Source organism: Guyparkeria sp. WRN-7 (genome assembly GCF_001641825.1).
In the GTDB taxonomy this organism is placed as follows: Bacteria; Pseudomonadota; Gammaproteobacteria; order Halothiobacillales; family Halothiobacillaceae; genus Guyparkeria.
The window spans coordinates 163,449-179,884 of record NZ_LRFH01000004.1; the positions used below are offsets into that span (position 1 = coordinate 163,449).

Sequence of the window (16,436 nt, forward strand, 5' to 3'; positions counted from 1 at the left end):
GGCATGTCAAAACTTTGTCGGTTAAGGGGAATTTCCTGTGCTGCCCGTTGTGGCTTGTGAGCGACAGACCCGCGTCCTACCATCAGTCCCGGCGGCATGCCGCCGCCCGAACCACCTGGCCCGCCCGCGCCGATCGGAGACCCGATGAAGATTCTCAAGGTCGAACAGCCCGGCCAGTCGACCCAGACCGGTCCGGTTCTCCGCCTGCAAACGGGTCAGCGCCTGGCCGCCATCGCCCTGACAGACGCCAAGCCCGGCGATCGAGCCATGCTCTCGGTGGCCGGCGGTCAACTACAGGTCACCACGCAGCACCCCCTGAAGGCCGGACAGGCAATCGATCTGGAAGTCACGCGGCTCGGCCAGCAGGTGCATCTGCGCCCGCTGGGACCACCCCCCGACCCGAGGCAACTCGATCAGGCCCAGCTCACGCGCAACCTGCTCCAAGCCCTTGCCCGGCTCTCCCCGCCCGGCCAGGCCGCGCCGGCCGCATCGCCCGGCAACCTGACGTCCGGCATGACAACGGCCCCGCACGTGACGCTGCAGGCAGCTCAACAGGCCGCCTCTTCTCAGTCGTCAGCACAGGGCACGCAGCAAACAGGCGCCGCGGCCGGCCAGGCCGCAACCGCCCCCACACCGCCGTCGCGCTCCATTCAGGCCTTTCTATCCAACCAGGCGGCCTCGGCAACTGCCGGCGAGTCGGTGGCCCGCGGCACGACCTCGCAGGCCACCGCCCAGGCAAACGCCCCGGCGGCCGCGGTGTCGACCACCGGGGCGGCCCAGACGGTCCCCGCGGGACTCAACGGCCTGCTGCCACTGCTCTCGGCACTGCGTGAACCTCGTCTCGTCCGCGGCCTGGTCGCCGGATGGCTCGCCACGCAGCAAAATCCCTCGACGCAGCCCAATCCGCTCGCCGGCGCCGGAGGCGCGATCCCGGCCCCCACCGGCGGGTTGACGGAAACGCCGCTGGGCGCCGTTCTGCAACAGGCTGCGCGCCAGCTCCGCGCCCGGCCCGACCTCGCACCCAGCGACCCGGCGAGCCGACAGGCCACGCTCGACTTCATGCAACGGCTTGGCGACCAGGTCGAACGCAGCCAGATCGGCACCGCTCTGTCGCAGGGGGCGGCGGGTCATGCCGCCGGCACGCAGACCGGCCCCAACCAGCCGGTCTGGCTGCTGGAAATTCCGCTGCAACTGGCGAACGAGGCTCACAGCCTGCGAATGGCGATTCGGGAAGAGGACGGCCCCGAGGCCAGCGATACCGAGGGACGCTGGCAGGTGGATCTGGCGATGGACTGGCCGCAGCTGGGTCCGCTGCACGCGGCCCTCGTTCTCAGAGGCTCGCAAATCGATGTCGACCTGTTCGCCGATCGCGCCGAGACGGTGTCCGTGCTCGAAGCGTCGCGGGCCACCCTCGCTCGCGGCCTGACCGATGCCGGGCTATCCCCCGGACGCCTCAATGCCTACGACGGCCCGCCGCCCGCCTCGGTACAGGCGCGCCTCGAACCCGACGCAAGCGCCGACGACCACCCGGCGGCACAGGGCTTCCTGAGCGAGCAGGCATGACGGGACGAGACGACAAACAACAGGCGAGAGACGAGCGCGACCGGCGTTCGCCCGGCCCGGACAGCCCGCGGCGGGCGATCGCCCTGTCCTACGACGGCAGCGACGTGCCACAGGTGGTGGCGACCGGCCAGGACGAACTGGCGCGCCGGATCATCGAGACAGCCCGCGAGGCCGGCGTTCCCGACGTGGAAGACCCGATGCTGGCACGAGCGCTGGCCCAGATCGATCTGGGCGACCGGATCCCCGAGCCCCTGTTCCGGGCCGTGGCCGAGGTACTAAGCTACGCGCTCTACGTCAACGATCGCCACGAGGAGGTCCTGCGCCGCGCCCGGCAGCGGGCGGCGGGCGACGAGTCGGGACCGGAAGACTGAGGAGCAGACACGAAAAAGCCCGCCAAAGTGGCGGGCTTTTCGCACAAAAGGTGGGGTGACTGATGGGATTCGAACCCACGACCACCGGAATCACAATCCGGGGCTCTACCAACTGAGCTACAGTCACCATCGAAAGGCGTTTGCCGTTCGTGCAGGTGCGCTTTGGCGCGCCCGGCAGGACTCGAACCCGCAACCCTCGGCTTAGAAGGCCGATGCTCTATCCGGTTGAGCTACAGGCGCAAGTTTCGGCTAAATCTCTGGTCGGAGTGGAGGGATTCGAACCCCCGACCACCTGGTCCCAAACCAGGTGCGCTACCAGACTGCGCTACACTCCGTTCGCCGTCATCGCGCAAACGCGCCCCGTCCGCCTGAGCGGTTCTGAACCCGTCCGGCGACGAAGGTGCGCCATGATAGGCATCGGCGCGGGCGCTGTCAATCGCTCGACATGCCCTCCTTCGGTCAGTGACGACCGGCGCGAATCAGGCCGCCCAGACCCCGGTCGACGAGCGCCTGGTTGAGCAGGGCACGCACCTCGGCGGGCCGCTCGCAACGCATCGCCTGCTCGAGCAGCGCGCGCGCTTCGGCATGCGAGAAGCTGCGGATCACCCACTTAATCCGCGGCAGCGAGCCGGCACTCATCGACAGGGAATGGATCCCCAGGCCCAGCAGCAGCACCGCGCCCAGCGGATCGCCGGACAACTCCCCGCAGACCGCCACGTCGCAATCCTGGCGCGCACCCGCCTCGCAGACGTCGCGCACCGCTGTCAGCACCGCCGGGTGCAACGCGTCGTAGCGCGAGGCCACCCGTTCGTTGTTGCGGTCGATGGCGAGCAGGTACTGGGTCAGGTCGTTGGTGCCGATGGAGAGGAAGTCGCAGCGACTGGCGAGCGCCTCGGCCTGGTAGACCGCCGAGGGCACCTCGATCATCGCGCCCACCTTGGGCTGCTCGATCTCGCCGATCTCCTCGGACACCTCGTCGACCGCCTGGGCGATGTAGGCCAGCGACTGATCGAGCTCGTCGACCGCCGAGATCATCGGCAACAGGATATGCAGGTTGTTCAGCCCGGCCGAGGCCTTGAGCATGGCGCGAATCTGGGTGAGGAATATCTCCGGGTGGTCCAGCACCAGCCGGATGCCGCGCCAGCCGAGGAACGGGTTGTCCTCGCGAATCGGGAAATACGACAGCGGCTTGTCGCCGCCCACGTCCAGCGTACGCAACACCACCGGCTTGCCGGCGAACGTCTCGAGCGCCTCGCGGTAGATGTGCGCCTGCTCCTCCTCGCCGGGGAACTGCTTGCGGATCTGGAACGGCACCTCGGTGCGATACAGACCGATGCCCTCGGCACCGACCGTCAGGGACGGCGCCATGTCGGAAAGCAGACCGATATTGACGTGCATGGCGACGCGCACGCCATCGGAGGTCAGCGCCGGCTCGTCGCGCAGGGCGGCAAGCTCCTCGGTCAGCTCGGCCTCCTCCTGCGCCAGTCGCAGCATCTCCTCGCGCAACGAGCCGCGTGGCCGGACCACCACCAGGCCGCGGTAGCCGTCGACCACCACCTCCTTGTTGCGCAGCCGCGAGACCGGCAGGTCCGAGACCCCCATCGCTGCCGGGACGCCCAGTGCACGGGCCAGGATCGCCAGGTGCGACGAGCCCGACCCGGTCGAGGAGACGATCCCGACCAGGCGCTCGGTCGGCACCTCGGCCAGGTGAGAGGCGGAGAGATCATTGCCCACCAGCACGATCTGCTCGGGCCAGTCGGTCGGCGCGGCGCTCTCGGCATGCAGCTTGTGCAGCACCCGGTTGCCCAGGTCGCGTATGTCCTGGGCGCGTTCGCGCAGGTAGGCGTCGCTCATCTGCTCGAAGACGGCGGCGTGCTCGGCGATCGCATCGCGCAAGGCCGCGCCGGCCCACTTGCCGCTGTTGATGTGCTGCTCGATCGCCTCGACCAGTGACCCGCCGGAGAGCATGCGGATGAAGGCGTCGAACAGCAGGTTCTCCTCCTCGCTGCCCGAGGCGCGGGCGAAATCGATCTTCAGCTGCTCGAATTCCTGGCGCACCGCCTCGATGGCGCTGTCGAGCACGGCCAGCTCGTGGTCGACGTCATCGACCTCGCGATCCTCGACCAGCTCCAGCGACTGACCGTCGGCGACCACCACCGCGGTACCGAAGACCACGCCCGGCGAACCCGGCAGGCCGCGGGCGGAGAAGGCCGAGTCGAAGTAGCCGGGCTCGTTGCCGGTGCGCATGAGCTCGCCGCTGGCGCGGGCATGGCGAATGGCGGAGGCCAGCTGCGTCGCGAGCGTCACGACGAAGGATTCCTGATCGTCGGAGAAACGGCGTCGCTCGCGCGCCTGGACCACCAGCACGCCGAGCACCTCGCCGCGGTGGATGATCGGGACACCCATGAAGCCGTGATACGGCTCCTCGCCGATGTCGCTGACGAACTTGAACGCCGGATGGGTCGAGGCGTCCTCGAGGTTGATCACTTCCGCGCGCCGGGCGACCAGCCCGACCAGGCCCTCTTCCAGCCCCAGCGACACCTGTCCCACCTTGGCCTTGTTTAGGCCCTCGGTGGCCTGCAGCACCAGTGAGGGCTCGGTTTCCGGGGCTTCGTCGCCGGCGAGCACATAGACGGAGCAGACCGAGACGTCGAGCACCGACTGGACGCGGCGCGCGATCAGGTCGAGCGCGGCCCGCAAGTCCGCGGACTTGGACACCTCGGTGACGATCTGGCGCAGTTCATCGAGCATCGCGGGACTCCGCCACGGCCGGGTCGGCCGACCGGGCCTGCTCGGCACGGCGCTCGAACTGCTCTGGCAGGCAGTCGTCCGGGCATTCGGCCGGCACTCCGTCAAGGAACGGGGCCAACGAATGCAGCGCCTGGAAGTAGACCGTGCGCTTGAAGTAGATCACTTCAGGCAGGATCGACCAGAACGGCCGCCACTCCCAGCCATCGAATTCGGGCTTGTGCGAGGCGTTGAGATCGAAGGCGCTGTCGTCGGTGCGCAAGCGCAGCAGGAACCACTTCTGCTTCTGGCCAATGCAGACCGGCTGGACGTGTCGCCGGACCATGTTGCGCGGCAGGCGGTAGCGCAGCCAGCCGCGGGTCCAGGCCATCACCGAGACATGCTCGGGCAACAGTCCGACCTCTTCGCGCAATTCACGGTACATCGCCTCGAGTGGCCGCTCGTCGGCGTTGATGCCCCCTTGCGGGAACTGCCAGGAACGATGGCCGACCCGCTTGCCCCAGAAGACCTCGCCCTGCTGGTTGCAAACGATGATCCCGACATTGGGTCGAAAGCCGCTACGGTCTATCACGATTTCACTCTTGCAAAAGTCACACGCCCGAAATGGCGAGGCAACGCGCCCCGCAGGGGTGATCCGCGGGCGCGGCACGCAGCCGGCAACGGTCACCCAAGTGTGGTTGATTCTTTCACAAAACCCCGAGGCGATAAACCAAGCCCATGTTGGGGTATCATGCGCGCCCGTCGACCCGGACCGGACCGGGAACCAACGCGACCATGGCGGCAGGGGCAGCGCCCTGCCGGGCAGGAGGCATTTCGTGAAACTGGCTATCTTCGATCTCGACAACACCTTGCTCGCCGGCGATTCCGACCACGCCTGGGGCGCATTCATGACCGAACACGGCATTGTCGATGCGGAGGATTACGCCCGTCACAACGACGAGTTCCTGCGCCACTACCAGCAGGGCACCCTCGACATCGACGCCTATCTCCGCTTCGCGCTCGCCCCGCTGGCCGAACACCCGGCCGAGGATCTCGAGGCCTGGCGGGAGTCTTTCATCGAGGACCGGATCCGGCCGATGATCGGCGAGGCTGCCCGCGAACTGGTCGAGTCGCACCGCCGCCGCGGCCACACGCTGATGCTGATCACGGCGACCAATGCGTTCGTCACCGGCCCGATCGCGAAGCTGTTCGACATCCCCCACCTGCTGGCGACCGAGCCGGAGCGCCGCAACGGCCGCTACACCGGTCGCTACACCGGCACGCCGACGTTTCAGCACGGCAAGATCCTGGCGCTGGAGGAGTGGCTGGAAACCCAGCAGGTACGCCCCGAGGAGACCTGGTTCTACTCGGACTCGCGCAACGACCTGCCGCTGCTGGAACAGGTCGACCACCCGGTGGCGGTCGATCCCGACCCGGTGCTGCGGCGCGAGGCCGAGGCGCGCGGCTGGGAGGTGCTGGCGCTCAACGCCGTCGAGGAGACGGCCGAGTAAGACCCGAGCGCCGGCAGGGAGGTCAGGCAGTCGGCAGGGTGACGCCGCGCTGCCCCTGGTACTTGCCGCCCCGGTCGCGGTAGGAGGTCTCGCAGACCTCGTCCGACTCGAGGAACAGCATCTGCGCCACGCCCTCGTTGGCATAGATCTTCGCCGGGATGGGCGTGGTATTGGAGAACTCGAGCGTCACGTGGCCCTCCCACTCAGGCTCGAGCGGCGTGACGTTGACGATGATGCCGCAGCGCGCGTAGGTGGACTTGCCCAGACAGATGGTCAGCACGTTACGCGGAATGCGAAAGTACTCGACCGTGTGCGCCAGGGCAAACGAATTCGGCGGGATAATGCAGACGTCCGAATGCACGTCGACGAAGCTGCGCTCGTCGAAGGCCTTGGGGTCGACGATCGTGGTGTTGATGTTGGTGAACACCTTGAAGTGGTTCGAGCAACGCACGTCGTAGCCATAGCTCGAGGTGCCGTAGGACACCATCGGCTCGACCTTCCCGTCCGGCCCGGGCATGCTGCGCACCTGGCCGGGCTCGAACGGCTCGATCATCCCCTGTTCCTCGGCCATCCGGCGAATCCAGCGATCGGACTTGATACTCATTCGGTCATCCCGTTGAAAAGGCGGTACCGTCGGGCGTCCTGACGGCAAAGCGCGTATGCTTGCCACAAATCAGCAGGTTGTCAACCAACGCTCGCGTCGCGTGCGCCGGAGCCCGTTTCGCAACTTTCGGCGCGCTCGTCGGTCAGTCCGGGTAACGACCCGCTTGCCGTTTCACTCCGACCAAGGGACCTTGTTCGACATGACAGGCATTTTTCGCAGCACGCCGAACCGCACGGGCCACGTGGCCCTTTCCCGCCTGACACGCCTTGTCCTGCCATTGGCCGCGGCCCTGTTTCTGGGCGCCTGTGCCACCAGCCCGTCGAATCAGACGACCGGCAAAAGCAACAACTCGGCCGCCGACTCCAGCCAGGGCGATGGCTACAACAAGTATCAGACGACCCAGGAGGCCGTGGACTTCCTCGGCGGGTCTGCCGAGGCTATCGCCCAGGTCGTCGATCGCGCCTTCGCCCAGTACGGCCGCCCCAACGCCATCATCAAGGGCGAGGAAGGCGGCGGCGCCGTCGTCGTCGGCGTGCGCTACGGTCAGGGCGAGTTCATGTCCAAGACCGGCATCAAGCAGAAGGTCTTCTGGCAGGGGCCGTCGATCGGCTGGGACTTCGGTGGCGATGCCGGGCGCGTATTCATGCTGGTCTACAACCTGCCCCGACCCGACCTGATCTACCAGCGCTTCGCCGGCGTTTCCGGCTCGGCCTTCCTGGTCGGCGGCGTGGGCATGCACTACCTGCGCAGCCAGTCGATCGTGGTCGCCCCGATCCGCGTCGGCGTGGGCCTGCGTCTGGGCGCAGGCGTGGGCTACATCCAGTTCACTCAGGAGAAGTCCTACAACCCGTTCTGAGCCGGGCGACATCGGCTCACGTGCCCAGCAGGCCGGTCCGTACGACCGGCTTTTTTGGTTCCGGCCCGGCCACCATTGCATTCACGGCGGGGGTCTCTTATAAGTATTGCGATTCTGCCTATCCATTCCGGTTATCCCGATCAGAGGAGAATGCGCATGACCATCCCCGACCAGCCGACCCGTCGACTGCTCGCCACGGCACTCACCCTCGGCCTGGCTGGTGCGGTGCCTGCCCAGGCGGCCGACCCGGTCGATCAGAAGCTGCAGGAATACCGTCAGGCCGCCCAGACGTTCGGCAAGACCCTCAAGGGCGAACTGCAGGCGGCCATGAAACAGGGCGGCCCGATGGCGGCCGTGAGCGTCTGCAACCAGCGGGCGCCCGAGATCGCCGCCCGGCTGAGCGAGGAGACCGGCTTTACCCTGCGCCGCACCAGCCTCAAGCCGCGCGCGACACCACCGAGCGACTGGGAACGCGCGGTGCTCGAAGACTTCGAAGCCCGCCGCGCCGACGGCGAACCGCCCAAGTCGATCGAATGGCACGAAGTCGCGACCGTCGACGGCGAGGAACGACTGCGCTACATGAAGGCCATTGGCACCCAGGAGGTCTGCCTGACCTGCCACGGCAGCAATATCGACCCGGCGCTCGAGGCGAAGATCAAGAAGCTCTATCCCGAGGACCAGGCGACCGGGTTCGAGAAAGGCGACATCCGCGGCGCCTTCTCGATCACCGCGCCTCTCGGAGGCTGAGCCCCTCACTCCCCAGGCATAAAAAAACGCCGACGGCATCGTCGGCGTTTTTCGTTGCGCCACGGACAGCGCGTCGATCAGGTCTCCGGCTGATCGACGTCGTCCTCGTCGGGCACATGGCCGCCGGGCCCGTCCGGTTTGCGCTTCTTGCCGGAAGACGAATCCTCGCTGTCGTTCTTCGCCTTGGCCTCGCTCGCCTCCAGCATGCGCAGGTTCGCCGGCGGTGCGGTGCCGTCCTTCTCCACGCCGAAGTAGAGCGTGGTGTGCGGGAACGGGATCTCGATGCCCGCCTTGTCGAAATACATCTTCACCAGGCGGTTGTAGGCACGCCCGACCGACCACTGGTCGCCCGGAGTGGTCTTGATCATTACGCGGATATTCACCGAGCTGTCGGCCAACGCCGTGACACCGGGGATCTCGATATCGTCGAGCAGGTGGTCCTTGTAGTCGGGATCGTTCGCCAGTTCCTCGAAGGCGGCCTTGAGCTCGGCGACCGCGTCGTCGATGTTCTCGCGGTAGGCAATGCCGTACTCGGCCTTGTGATAGGCGTACTCGCGCGTGTAGTTGGAGACGATATCCACGGACGAGAACGGCACGACGTGGACCGTACCCGAGAGATCGCGGATCGACACCGACCGGATCGAGAGACGCTCGGCCGTCCCGGTCACGCCAGCGGCGGTGATCACATCGCCGGTATTGATCGCATTCTCGATCTGGATGAACACGCCGGTGATCACGTCCTGCACCATCTTCTGCGCACCGAAACCGATCGCCAGCCCCAGCACCCCGGCGCCGGCCAGCAGCGGGCCGATGTTCACCCCCACCTCGGAAAGGATGATCATCGCCGTGATGGTGATCAGGGCAATGGCAATCGCGTTGCGGAAGAGCGACAACAGCGTCTGCATGCGCGCCGAGGGCATGCCGGTATCGCTGTTGAGCTTGGCCTCGATCACGCCCGTGGCCACCAGCCAGGCGGCCAGCGCAATGAGCAGCACGATCGAGATGTCGATGCTCGCCGCCAGCAGCCAGCGACCGCCCTCACTCGCGAACCAGGCGAACACGTTGGCGAGATTCCAGACCCAGAGCACGGCGAAGAACGCCACCAGCCCGATCACGATACGGACGACCCGCAGGATCAGCGGTACGTAGGTGTTCAGCCGCATCTGCAACGTCGGCATGCGCGCAAGCAACCGCTCGGGGACCGGCACGCCACGACCGATCCACTGGGTGAGCATGGCCGCGATGAAGATGGCTGAGCCGACGATCACCACGGTGTTGAAGGTGGCAAGCGCCACGAACGGCAGCGATTCGCCCGGGCGAACGATGGCGACGACGAAAACGCCCAGGGCATAGAGCATTGCCAGCCAGTGCCAGCCGCCCGCCAGCAGTCGCAGCGCCCAGGAGGACACCGCCCGTTCGGCCCGTTCGGCACGCGCCACCAGTGCCTTGCGGACCATGTGCCGGGCATGCCACAGCCGCCCCCAGGTGTAGGCCAGCGCCAGCAGGGCAGCGGCCCAGCCCACGGCGCGCGCCACATCGTCGTGCCCGCCGCCCTGGATGGCGGGCACCAGCAGGATGCCGGCATAGCCGGTCAGCCAGATCACGCGGGACAGCCAGCGTGACCAGAAGTGCGTGTCCTCTTCGGAAATCGGGAACAGACGCAGGCCCGGCAGCGCCGGCGCAAAAGCGACCTTGATCACCAGTCGAGCCAGCTCGACCACGATGAATGCCTCCAGCGCCAGTCCCAGCACGGCTCGCACCCGCTGATCGCCGTCGGCCAGCCACCAGACGCTTGCCTGGGCGGCCAGGTAGCCCAGCGCCACCAGGAGCACGCCCGACAACAGGCTGACCAGCACGGCCAGCCCGACGTGGAACAGGCGGTGACGTGCGGTCGTCGCCTGAGCGTAATGCTCCAGGCGGCGCCAGAACCCGCGCAGCAGCAGACGGCCGACGAACAGGACCAGATACGCCAGCGCCAGCGCAGCAACAACCCGCCAGGCCAGTTGACCGACGGCAAGCCAGTCCACCGAGACGCCGCCATCGATCAGGCGCCCTGCCGCACCGGCCATCTCGCCGATACTGCCGGACACGGCAGCGACCACGTCGGAGGCGATCCCGCCAACCCCATCCGGGGCATCGCCCCCGGGGCCCTCGCCACTCTCGGCATTGGCACCTTTGCCGCCCTGGCCACCCTGGTCGGACGAGAGCCGCTCCAGCTCGGTGATCAGCTGGTCTCGCTTGGCCGGATCCTTCAACAGATCCACCAGCCCACCGTAGTCGGCCTGGCCGGCGGACGCGGCGGCGTCACCGCCCGACTGGGCCCCGGAGCCGCCGCTCGACTGCGCCATGGTCGGTGATGCCGCGACGGCGAGCAGCAGGGCGATCGACAACGACCACCACAGCAGACGATGGACGGGAACGAACGGGAGGGCAGGCAATCGCGGCATGCGGGCGATCTCCGATTGGTGGCGGCGATAAATATGGGGCCCAAGCCTAGCAAACGAGTGCGCCGGGCGGCCGGCTCGAGGCGGGCAGCGACGGGACTAGGCCGCCCCGCCCTCGTGAAACCACTCGTGAATACGGCTCGCGAGCGTCGGCGATATCCCCGGCACCTTCGCCAGTTCGCTCACGCTGGCGCCCTTGAGGCCGCGAATGCCGCCGAAGTGTTTCAGCAGCGCCTGGCGACGCTTGCCTCCGACACCGGGAATGCGCTCGAGGTCGGATTGCGTGCGCGCCTTCTGCCGGCGGGCACGGTGGCCGGTGATCGCGAAGCGATGCGCCTCGTCGCGCACCTGCTGAATCAGGTGCAGGGCCGGGTCGTGCGGACTCAGGTGATCTTCGGCATAAAGCCCCGGCGAGCCGGGCAGCGGCTGGATCAACGTCTCTTCGCCGGGGCGCCGCTCCGGCCCCTTGGCCACCCCGATCACCCGCACGCGCGTGGCCAGCTCGCGCTCGGCGAGCACCTCGATCGCCTGGGCCAGCTGGCCCTTGCCGCCATCGATCAGCAGCACGTCCGGCAGTACGCCCGACTCCCGCACCGCCCGATCGAACCGACGCGAAAGCGCCTGGTGCATGGCGGCGTAGTCATCCCCCCCGGCAATACCCTCGATGTGGTAGCGACGGTACTGGTCCTTGCGCGGTCCCTCGGGTCCGAAGACCACGCAGGAGGCGACCGTGAGCTCGCCCTGGGTGTGCGAGATGTCGAAGCACTCGATCCGCTCGATCCGGTCCATCGAGAGCCACTCGCCCAGCGCTTCGAACCGACGCGTCAGTCCGCGGCGGCTCACCAGCCGCTCGGCCAGGGCGATGCGGGCATTCTCGCGGGTGTCGTCCAGCCAGGCCCGCGCCTTGCCGCGCTTGGGCTCGATCAGCTCGATGCGATGCCCGGCCTGCTCGGTGAACATGCCGGCGAGCCACTCGGCATCCTCGGGCAGCCGGTCGCAGAGGATGCGCAGCGGCAGTTCGTGGTCGCTGTAGTAGAGGCCGAGAAAACCGCTGATCACCTCAGCGGGGTCGGCATCGGCCGGCACGTCGGGGAAGAAGTGGCGGGTACCGAGATGGCGGCCGTCGCGGATGGTGGCCACGCCGACCGCTGTCATGCCCTGCTCGCTGATCTGGGCGATGACGTCGGCATCGCCGGACATGCCGGTGATGCCCTGCTGCTGGCTCACTGCCCGCAGCATGCCGATCTGGTCGCGCAGCGTGGCGGCCTTCTCGAAGTCGAGATCCACGGCGGCCTTTTCCATTCGGGCGACCAGGTCGTCGATCAGCTTCTGGCTGCGACCGGCGAGGAAGGCCATGGTGTCCTCGACGTCCTGGCGATACTCGGCCTCGTCGACATAATCGACGCAGGGCGCCTTGCAGCGCTCGATCTGATACTGCAGGCAGGGGCGCGAGCGGTTCTTGAACACGCTGTCCTCGCACTGGCGCACCTTGAAGACCTTCTCCAGCAGATTGAGCGTCTCGCGCACCGCACCGGCGGATGGATAGGGACCGAAATAGCGTCCCGGGCGCTTGCGCGAGCCGCGGTGGTAGGCCAGTCGCGGGAAGCGGTCGTTGGTGGAGACGTAGATCCAGGGGTAGCTCTTGTCGTCGCGCAGCAGAACGTTGTAGCGCGGCCGGTGGGCCTTGATCAGGTTGCTCTCCAGGAGCAGCGCCTCGGCCTCGGTCTGGGTGGTGGTGATCTCGACGTCGGCGACCTGCTCGACCAGGCGGCGGGTCTTGATCGCGGCGGGCGTGCCGCGAAAGTAGCTCGAGAGGCGGTTCTTGAGATTGCGCGCCTTGCCGACGTAGAGGATCTCGCCGTCGGCATTCAGCATGCGGTAGACGCCCGGGCGTTCGGTCACGGAGGCCAGGAAGGCCTTGGCATCAAACCGGTCGGTCATCGGCAGCCGGGCAACGTTGGGTAATCAGGCGGAAAGAACGGTGCGGCCGGCCTTGACCGCCATGCGCAGCAGGTCGATATCGGTGCTGACGCCGAGCTTCTCGTGGATGCGGGCACGGTAGGTACTGATGGTCTTGGGACTGACGCAGAGCGCATCGGAGATCGAGGTGTTGTTCTTGCCGTCGAGGATCATGCGCAGCACCTGCTGCTCGCGGCTCGAGAGCACGTCGAAGGGGTCCTCCTCGATGCGACCGTTCTGCAGCGCGATCTCCTGCGCGATGCGGCTGGAGACGAAGCGCTGCCCGAGAGCGGCCTTGCGAATCGCGTTGATCAGCTCCTCGGGGTCGGCATCCTTGGTGACATAGGCGTGCACGCCACATTCGAGCACCTGGCGGGCGAGCATGACGTCGGCCTCTGCCGTCAGGGCCACCAGGCCGAGCCGGGGGTACGACTGGTGCGCCCGCTTGAGACACTCGTAGCCGCCCATGCCGGGCATGTGGATATCGCAGAGAATGGCATCGATGTTGTCGGAACGGAGCATGTCGAGCGCCCGTTCACCGCTGTCGGCCTCGGCGACCACCTCGATATCGGCCACCCCGCCGATCAGATGACTGATCGCGGCGCGTACCATCGTGTGATCATCAACAATCATGACCCGAATCATCGGCAACCCTTCGTCTCGATGCGGACAAGCCCGTGTCGTTTCCTCACCGCGTCTGTCCGGCAGACGACCGGCCCGGCATCGTTCCTCCGCCCGGCCCCTCGATCTCGTTCACGCCGCCCCGCGGGCAACGTCCACGACCCATGCGGCAATTTACCATTGACTGTACGGTTTTTTAACCAGCGAGACATTGTAATAGCGCGCCTCGTGCGAGACCTCCTCGCCCAGCCACGCCGGCTTGTCGAACGGCTGATCGACATGCTCGAGCTCAACCTCGGCGACGATCAGGCCGTCGTTCTCGCCGTGAAATTCGTCGATTTCCCACAGCAGTCCGCCACGTCGGACGAAATGCCGGGTCTTGTCGATCACCGGCCCGGTGGTCAGATGGTCGAGCATCCGTTCGGCGTCCGCCAGCGGGATCTCGTACTCGAATTCGTCGCGCGAGATGCCGAGCGTGCGGCTCTTGATGTTCAGCCAGGCCCGCGGGCCGGTGATGCGCGCCCGCACGGACACCGGGCCGTCGTCGTTGAGGTAGCCCTGCACCATGCGCTCCGAGGTCTCGATCTCGTCGCGCCAGGCCTCGCTGACCAGCAGAAACTTGCGCTCGATCTCCTTCGCCATACGGATGCTCCCGAACGGGTTCGCCTGCGTCAGTAGCGCAGCAGCGCCGAGCCCCAGGTGAAGCCGCCACCGAAGGCCTCGGTCAGGATGACGTCGCCGCGCTTGATGCGGCCGTCGCGTACCGCCGCGTCCAGCGCCAGCGGCACGGATGCCGCCGAGGTGTTGCCGTGGCGATCGACGGTCACCACGACCCGATCCATCGACATGCCCAGCTTGCGTGCCGTCGCCTGGATGATGCGAATATTCGCCTGGTGCGGCACCAGCCAGTCGATCTCGTCGGGGCTCATGCCGGCGGCCTCCATCGTCTGATCGACGATGCGGCCGAGGGTGTTGACCGCCATGCGGAACACCTCGTTGCCGCGCATCTCGATGAAGGCCGTGCCGTCGGCGAGTCGTTCCGGATCGGTGGTTTCCGGGTCGGGCTTGACCGTGGTCAGCAGCGACTCGTAGCTGCCGTCGGCGTGAATGTCGGTGCGGATGATGCCCGGCTCGTCGGAGGCCTCGACCACCACCGCGCCGGCGCCGTCGGCGAACAGCACGCAGGTATTGCGGTCCGACCAGTTGACGATGCGCGAGAGCGTTTCCGCCCCCACGACCAGGGCGCAGCGGGCCGCCCCGGTCTTGATGAACTTGTCGGCCACCGACAGGGCATAGACGAAGCCGGTACAGACCGCCTGCACGTCGAACGCCGGCGACCCGTGAATGCCCAGTTTCTGCTGCAACAGGCAGGCGGTCGAGGGGAAGGTCCGGTCCGGCGTGGTGGTCGCCACGATGATCAGGTCGACCTCCTCCGGCACCCGGCCGGCCGCCGCCAGCGCGCGCCGGGCTGCCGGTTCGGCTAGATCGGAGGTCAGCTGACCCTCGGCGGCGATGTGGCGCTGCTCGATGCCGGTGCGCTCGCGGATCCAGCTGTCGGAGGTGTCCACGATCTGCTCGAGATCGTGGTTGGTCATGACCCGTTCCGGGAGGTAGCTGCCGGTACCGGTGATGCGCGCGTGGATCATGCCTCGGAGCGCTCCTGCAGCAGTTTTTCCAGACGCTGGTCGATACGACGCGGCACGTCCTTCTCGATCTCACGGAAGGCGACATCGAGGGCGTTGCCGAATGCGTCGACGTTCGCCCCGCCATGGCTCTTGATCACGATGCCCTGCAGCCCCAGCAGACTGGCACCGTTGTAGCGGCCCGGGTCGACGCGCTTCTTCAGGCGGGCCAGCACCGGCATCGCCATCAGTGCCGCGATACGGGAGAGCAGGCCGCGCTTGAACTCCTGGCGGAGGAAGTGGCTGATCATCTTGGCCACGCCTTCGCTGCTCTTGAGCGCGACATTGCCGACGAAGCCGTCACAGACGACCACGTCCACACCGCCCTTGTAGATGTCGTCGCCCTCGACGAAGCCGACGTAGTTGACCGGCCCGGCCTCGAGCTGCTCGGCGGCACTCTTGACGGTGTCGTTGCCCTTGATCGCCTCGGCGCCGACGTTGAGGAGGCCGACGCGCGGCGCCGGGTTGTCGTCGAACGCCTCGACCAGCACCGAGCCCATGACCGCGAACTGGAACAGGTGCTCGGCATCGCAGTCGACGTTCGCGCCCAGGTCGAGCACGTGGGTGTGTCCCGACTCGTTGGGCAGCGCGGTGCAGATCGCCGGGCGCTCGATGCCCGGCAGGGTCTTGAGGACGAACTTGGCGGTCGCCATCAGTGCGCCGGTGTTGCCGGCACTCACGGCGGCCTGCGCACGCCCTTCCTTGACCAGGTCGATCGCCAGGCGCATCGAGGAACGCTTCTTGGTGCGTAACGCGATGGCCGGCGACTCGTCCATGGCGACCACCTGGTCGGCGTGGACGATCTCGACCCGTTCTCGGTCGACACCCTGCTGCGCGGCAAGCTGCTGCTCGATGGTCGCCTGATCACCAACCAGCAGCAGGCTCGCCGAGGGGTGGCGTGACAAAAAACGGGCGGCAGCACGGACCGTGACTTCCGGTCCGTGGTCGCCGCCCATCACATCGATTGCGATCTGGCTGCTCATCAACGCCCCTTGGCTGGCCGAAACCCGCCCGTCAGGGCCCCATCCGCCTTGCCGTCATCACGACGCGAACGGCCCCCGTCGCCCGCCATCCGGGCCACGGGCAGGTGGTCGGCAATGGAAATCAGGCGTTGTCGCCGGCCTTGGTCACGACACGACGGCCACGGTAGAAACCGTCCGGAGTGACGTGGTGACGACGATGGGTCTCGCCGCTGGTCGGGTCGATGGACAGCTGGGTGTTCTTCAGGCTGTCGTGGGCGCGGCGCGAGTCGCGCTTGGCGCGGCTAACCTTGTTTTGCTGAACGGCCATGGTTTTCTACCTCCGAAATGATCAAGACGCGCCGGGGCGCGCCTGCTAGCTTTCACGTTTT

15 protein-coding genes and 3 tRNA genes are annotated in these 16,436 nt (G+C 67.2%); 5 read left to right on the forward strand and 13 right to left on the reverse strand.

The annotated features are described in order from the left end of the window. Positions 1–144: 144 nt before the first annotated feature. A complete protein-coding gene (locus tag AWR35_RS03350; RefSeq protein ID WP_058574539.1) occupies positions 145–1,563 on the forward strand; it encodes a flagellar hook-length control protein FliK in 1,419 nt (472 codons plus the stop codon). Continuing rightward, a complete protein-coding gene (locus AWR35_RS03355; protein ID WP_082663880.1) occupies positions 1,560–1,934 on the forward strand; it encodes an EscU/YscU/HrcU family type III secretion system export apparatus switch protein in 375 nt (124 codons plus the stop codon). Before AWR35_RS03350 ends, AWR35_RS03355 begins: the two co-directional genes overlap by 4 nt. Positions 1,935–1,985: 51 nt before the next feature. Here the strand turns inward: AWR35_RS03355 and AWR35_RS03360 are convergent. The 5 genes from AWR35_RS03360 to AWR35_RS10885 form a co-directional block, all read right to left on the reverse strand. Beyond that, positions 1,986–2,061: transfer RNA gene (locus AWR35_RS03360), tRNA-His, on the reverse strand. Positions 2,062–2,097: 36 nt separating this feature from the next. After that, positions 2,098–2,174, reverse strand: a tRNA-Arg gene (locus tag AWR35_RS03365). Positions 2,175–2,192: 18 nt separating this feature from the next. Next, positions 2,193–2,269, reverse strand: a tRNA-Pro gene (locus tag AWR35_RS03370). Positions 2,270–2,393: 124 nt separating this feature from the next. Beyond that, positions 2,394–4,685: a phosphoenolpyruvate--protein phosphotransferase gene (gene ptsP / locus AWR35_RS03375; protein WP_058574540.1), complete on the reverse strand. Its 2,292-nt coding sequence runs from the start codon at positions 4,683–4,685 to the stop codon at positions 2,394–2,396. Next, a complete protein-coding gene (locus AWR35_RS10885; RefSeq protein WP_058574541.1) occupies positions 4,675–5,253 on the reverse strand; it encodes an RNA pyrophosphohydrolase in 579 nt (192 codons plus the stop codon). Before AWR35_RS10885 ends, ptsP begins: the two co-directional genes overlap by 11 nt. A gap of 244 nt (positions 5,254–5,497) precedes the next feature. Here AWR35_RS10885 and AWR35_RS03385 point away from each other — a divergent pair, with 244 nt between their 5' ends. Continuing rightward, on the forward strand, positions 5,498–6,172 hold the full coding sequence (locus AWR35_RS03385; RefSeq protein WP_058574542.1) for an HAD family phosphatase: 675 nt from the start codon (positions 5,498–5,500) through the stop codon (positions 6,170–6,172). A 22-nt stretch (positions 6,173–6,194) separates the two neighbouring features. Here the strand turns inward: AWR35_RS03385 and dcd are convergent, their stop codons facing one another. Next, on the reverse strand, positions 6,195–6,776 hold the full coding sequence (gene dcd / locus AWR35_RS03390; RefSeq protein ID WP_058574543.1) for a dCTP deaminase: 582 nt from the start codon (positions 6,774–6,776) through the stop codon (positions 6,195–6,197). 199 nt (positions 6,777–6,975) lie between these two features. Between dcd and AWR35_RS03395 the strand changes: the two genes are divergently transcribed. Together AWR35_RS03395 and AWR35_RS03400 are read left to right on the forward strand one after the other, a co-directional pair. Continuing rightward, on the forward strand, positions 6,976–7,632 hold the full coding sequence (locus tag AWR35_RS03395) for an EipA family protein (RefSeq protein WP_058574672.1): 657 nt from the start codon (positions 6,976–6,978) through the stop codon (positions 7,630–7,632). A 156-nt stretch (positions 7,633–7,788) separates the two neighbouring features. Continuing rightward, positions 7,789–8,379, forward strand: a complete 591-nt coding sequence (locus AWR35_RS03400) for a DUF3365 domain-containing protein (RefSeq protein WP_082663882.1) — start codon at positions 7,789–7,791, stop codon at positions 8,377–8,379. 77 nt (positions 8,380–8,456) lie between these two features. Here the strand turns inward: AWR35_RS03400 and AWR35_RS03405 are convergent, their stop codons facing one another. The 7 genes from AWR35_RS03405 to rpmF all read right to left on the reverse strand — a co-directional run bounded on the left by AWR35_RS03405 (position 8,457) and on the right by rpmF (position 16,375). Next, positions 8,457–10,826 (reverse strand): mechanosensitive ion channel domain-containing protein, encoded by a 2,370-nt coding sequence (locus AWR35_RS03405; protein ID WP_058574544.1) that lies wholly within the window; start codon positions 10,824–10,826, stop codon positions 8,457–8,459. 96 nt (positions 10,827–10,922) lie between these two features. Beyond that, complete coding sequence (uvrC, locus tag AWR35_RS03410) at positions 10,923–12,764, reverse strand: excinuclease ABC subunit UvrC (RefSeq protein ID WP_058574545.1); 1,842 nt, start codon at positions 12,762–12,764, stop codon at positions 10,923–10,925. 24 nt (positions 12,765–12,788) lie between these two features. After that, positions 12,789–13,415 carry a response regulator transcription factor gene (locus AWR35_RS03415; protein ID WP_197408119.1) on the reverse strand — a complete coding sequence of 209 codons (627 nt, stop codon included), beginning with the start codon at positions 13,413–13,415 and terminating at the stop codon, positions 12,789–12,791. A gap of 162 nt (positions 13,416–13,577) precedes the next feature. Continuing rightward, positions 13,578–14,045 (reverse strand): CYTH domain-containing protein, encoded by a 468-nt coding sequence (locus tag AWR35_RS03420; protein ID WP_058574547.1) that lies wholly within the window; start codon positions 14,043–14,045, stop codon positions 13,578–13,580. A 29-nt stretch (positions 14,046–14,074) separates the two neighbouring features. Further along, the gene (locus AWR35_RS03425) at positions 14,075–15,049 is read right to left on the reverse strand and encodes a beta-ketoacyl-ACP synthase III (RefSeq protein WP_058574548.1); all 975 of its coding nucleotides are present in this window, start codon (positions 15,047–15,049) and stop codon (positions 14,075–14,077) included. Continuing rightward, positions 15,046–16,068 (reverse strand): phosphate acyltransferase PlsX, encoded by a 1,023-nt coding sequence (plsX, locus tag AWR35_RS03430; RefSeq protein WP_058574549.1) that lies wholly within the window; start codon positions 16,066–16,068, stop codon positions 15,046–15,048. The genes AWR35_RS03425 and plsX overlap by 4 nt, the downstream gene beginning before the upstream one ends. A gap of 121 nt (positions 16,069–16,189) precedes the next feature. After that, positions 16,190–16,375: a 50S ribosomal protein L32 gene (rpmF, locus tag AWR35_RS03435; protein WP_058574550.1), complete on the reverse strand. Its 186-nt coding sequence runs from the start codon at positions 16,373–16,375 to the stop codon at positions 16,190–16,192. Positions 16,376–16,436 lie beyond the last annotated feature (61 nt).

Bases quoted from the DNA above. Each gene is read 5' to 3' on its own strand.
- AWR35_RS03350 (WP_058574539.1), top strand. From the start codon at position 145: ATGAAGATTCTCAAGGTCGAACAGCCCGGCCAGTCGACCCAGACCGGT.
- AWR35_RS03355 (WP_082663880.1), top strand. From the start codon at position 1,560: ATGACGGGACGAGACGACAAACAACAGGCGAGAGACGAGCGCGACCGG.
- ptsP (WP_058574540.1), bottom strand. From the start codon at position 4,685: ATGCTCGATGAACTGCGCCAGATCGTCACCGAGGTGTCCAAGTCCGCG.
- dcd (WP_058574543.1), bottom strand. From the start codon at position 6,776: ATGAGTATCAAGTCCGATCGCTGGATTCGCCGGATGGCCGAGGAACAG.
- AWR35_RS03395 (WP_058574672.1), top strand. From the start codon at position 6,976: ATGACAGGCATTTTTCGCAGCACGCCGAACCGCACGGGCCACGTGGCC.
- AWR35_RS03400 (WP_082663882.1), top strand. From the start codon at position 7,789: ATGACCATCCCCGACCAGCCGACCCGTCGACTGCTCGCCACGGCACTC.
- AWR35_RS03405 (WP_058574544.1), bottom strand. From the start codon at position 10,826: ATGCCGCGATTGCCTGCCCTCCCGTTCGTTCCCGTCCATCGTCTGCTG.
- uvrC (WP_058574545.1), bottom strand. From the start codon at position 12,764: ATGACCGACCGGTTTGATGCCAAGGCCTTCCTGGCCTCCGTGACCGAA.
- AWR35_RS03415 (WP_197408119.1), bottom strand. From the start codon at position 13,415: ATGATTGTTGATGATCACACGATGGTACGCGCCGCGATCAGTCATCTG.
- AWR35_RS03420 (WP_058574547.1), bottom strand. From the start codon at position 14,045: ATGGCGAAGGAGATCGAGCGCAAGTTTCTGCTGGTCAGCGAGGCCTGG.
- AWR35_RS03425 (WP_058574548.1), bottom strand. From the start codon at position 15,049: ATGATCCACGCGCGCATCACCGGTACCGGCAGCTACCTCCCGGAACGG.
- plsX (WP_058574549.1), bottom strand. From the start codon at position 16,068: ATGAGCAGCCAGATCGCAATCGATGTGATGGGCGGCGACCACGGACCG.
- rpmF (WP_058574550.1), bottom strand. From the start codon at position 16,375: ATGGCCGTTCAGCAAAACAAGGTTAGCCGCGCCAAGCGCGACTCGCGC.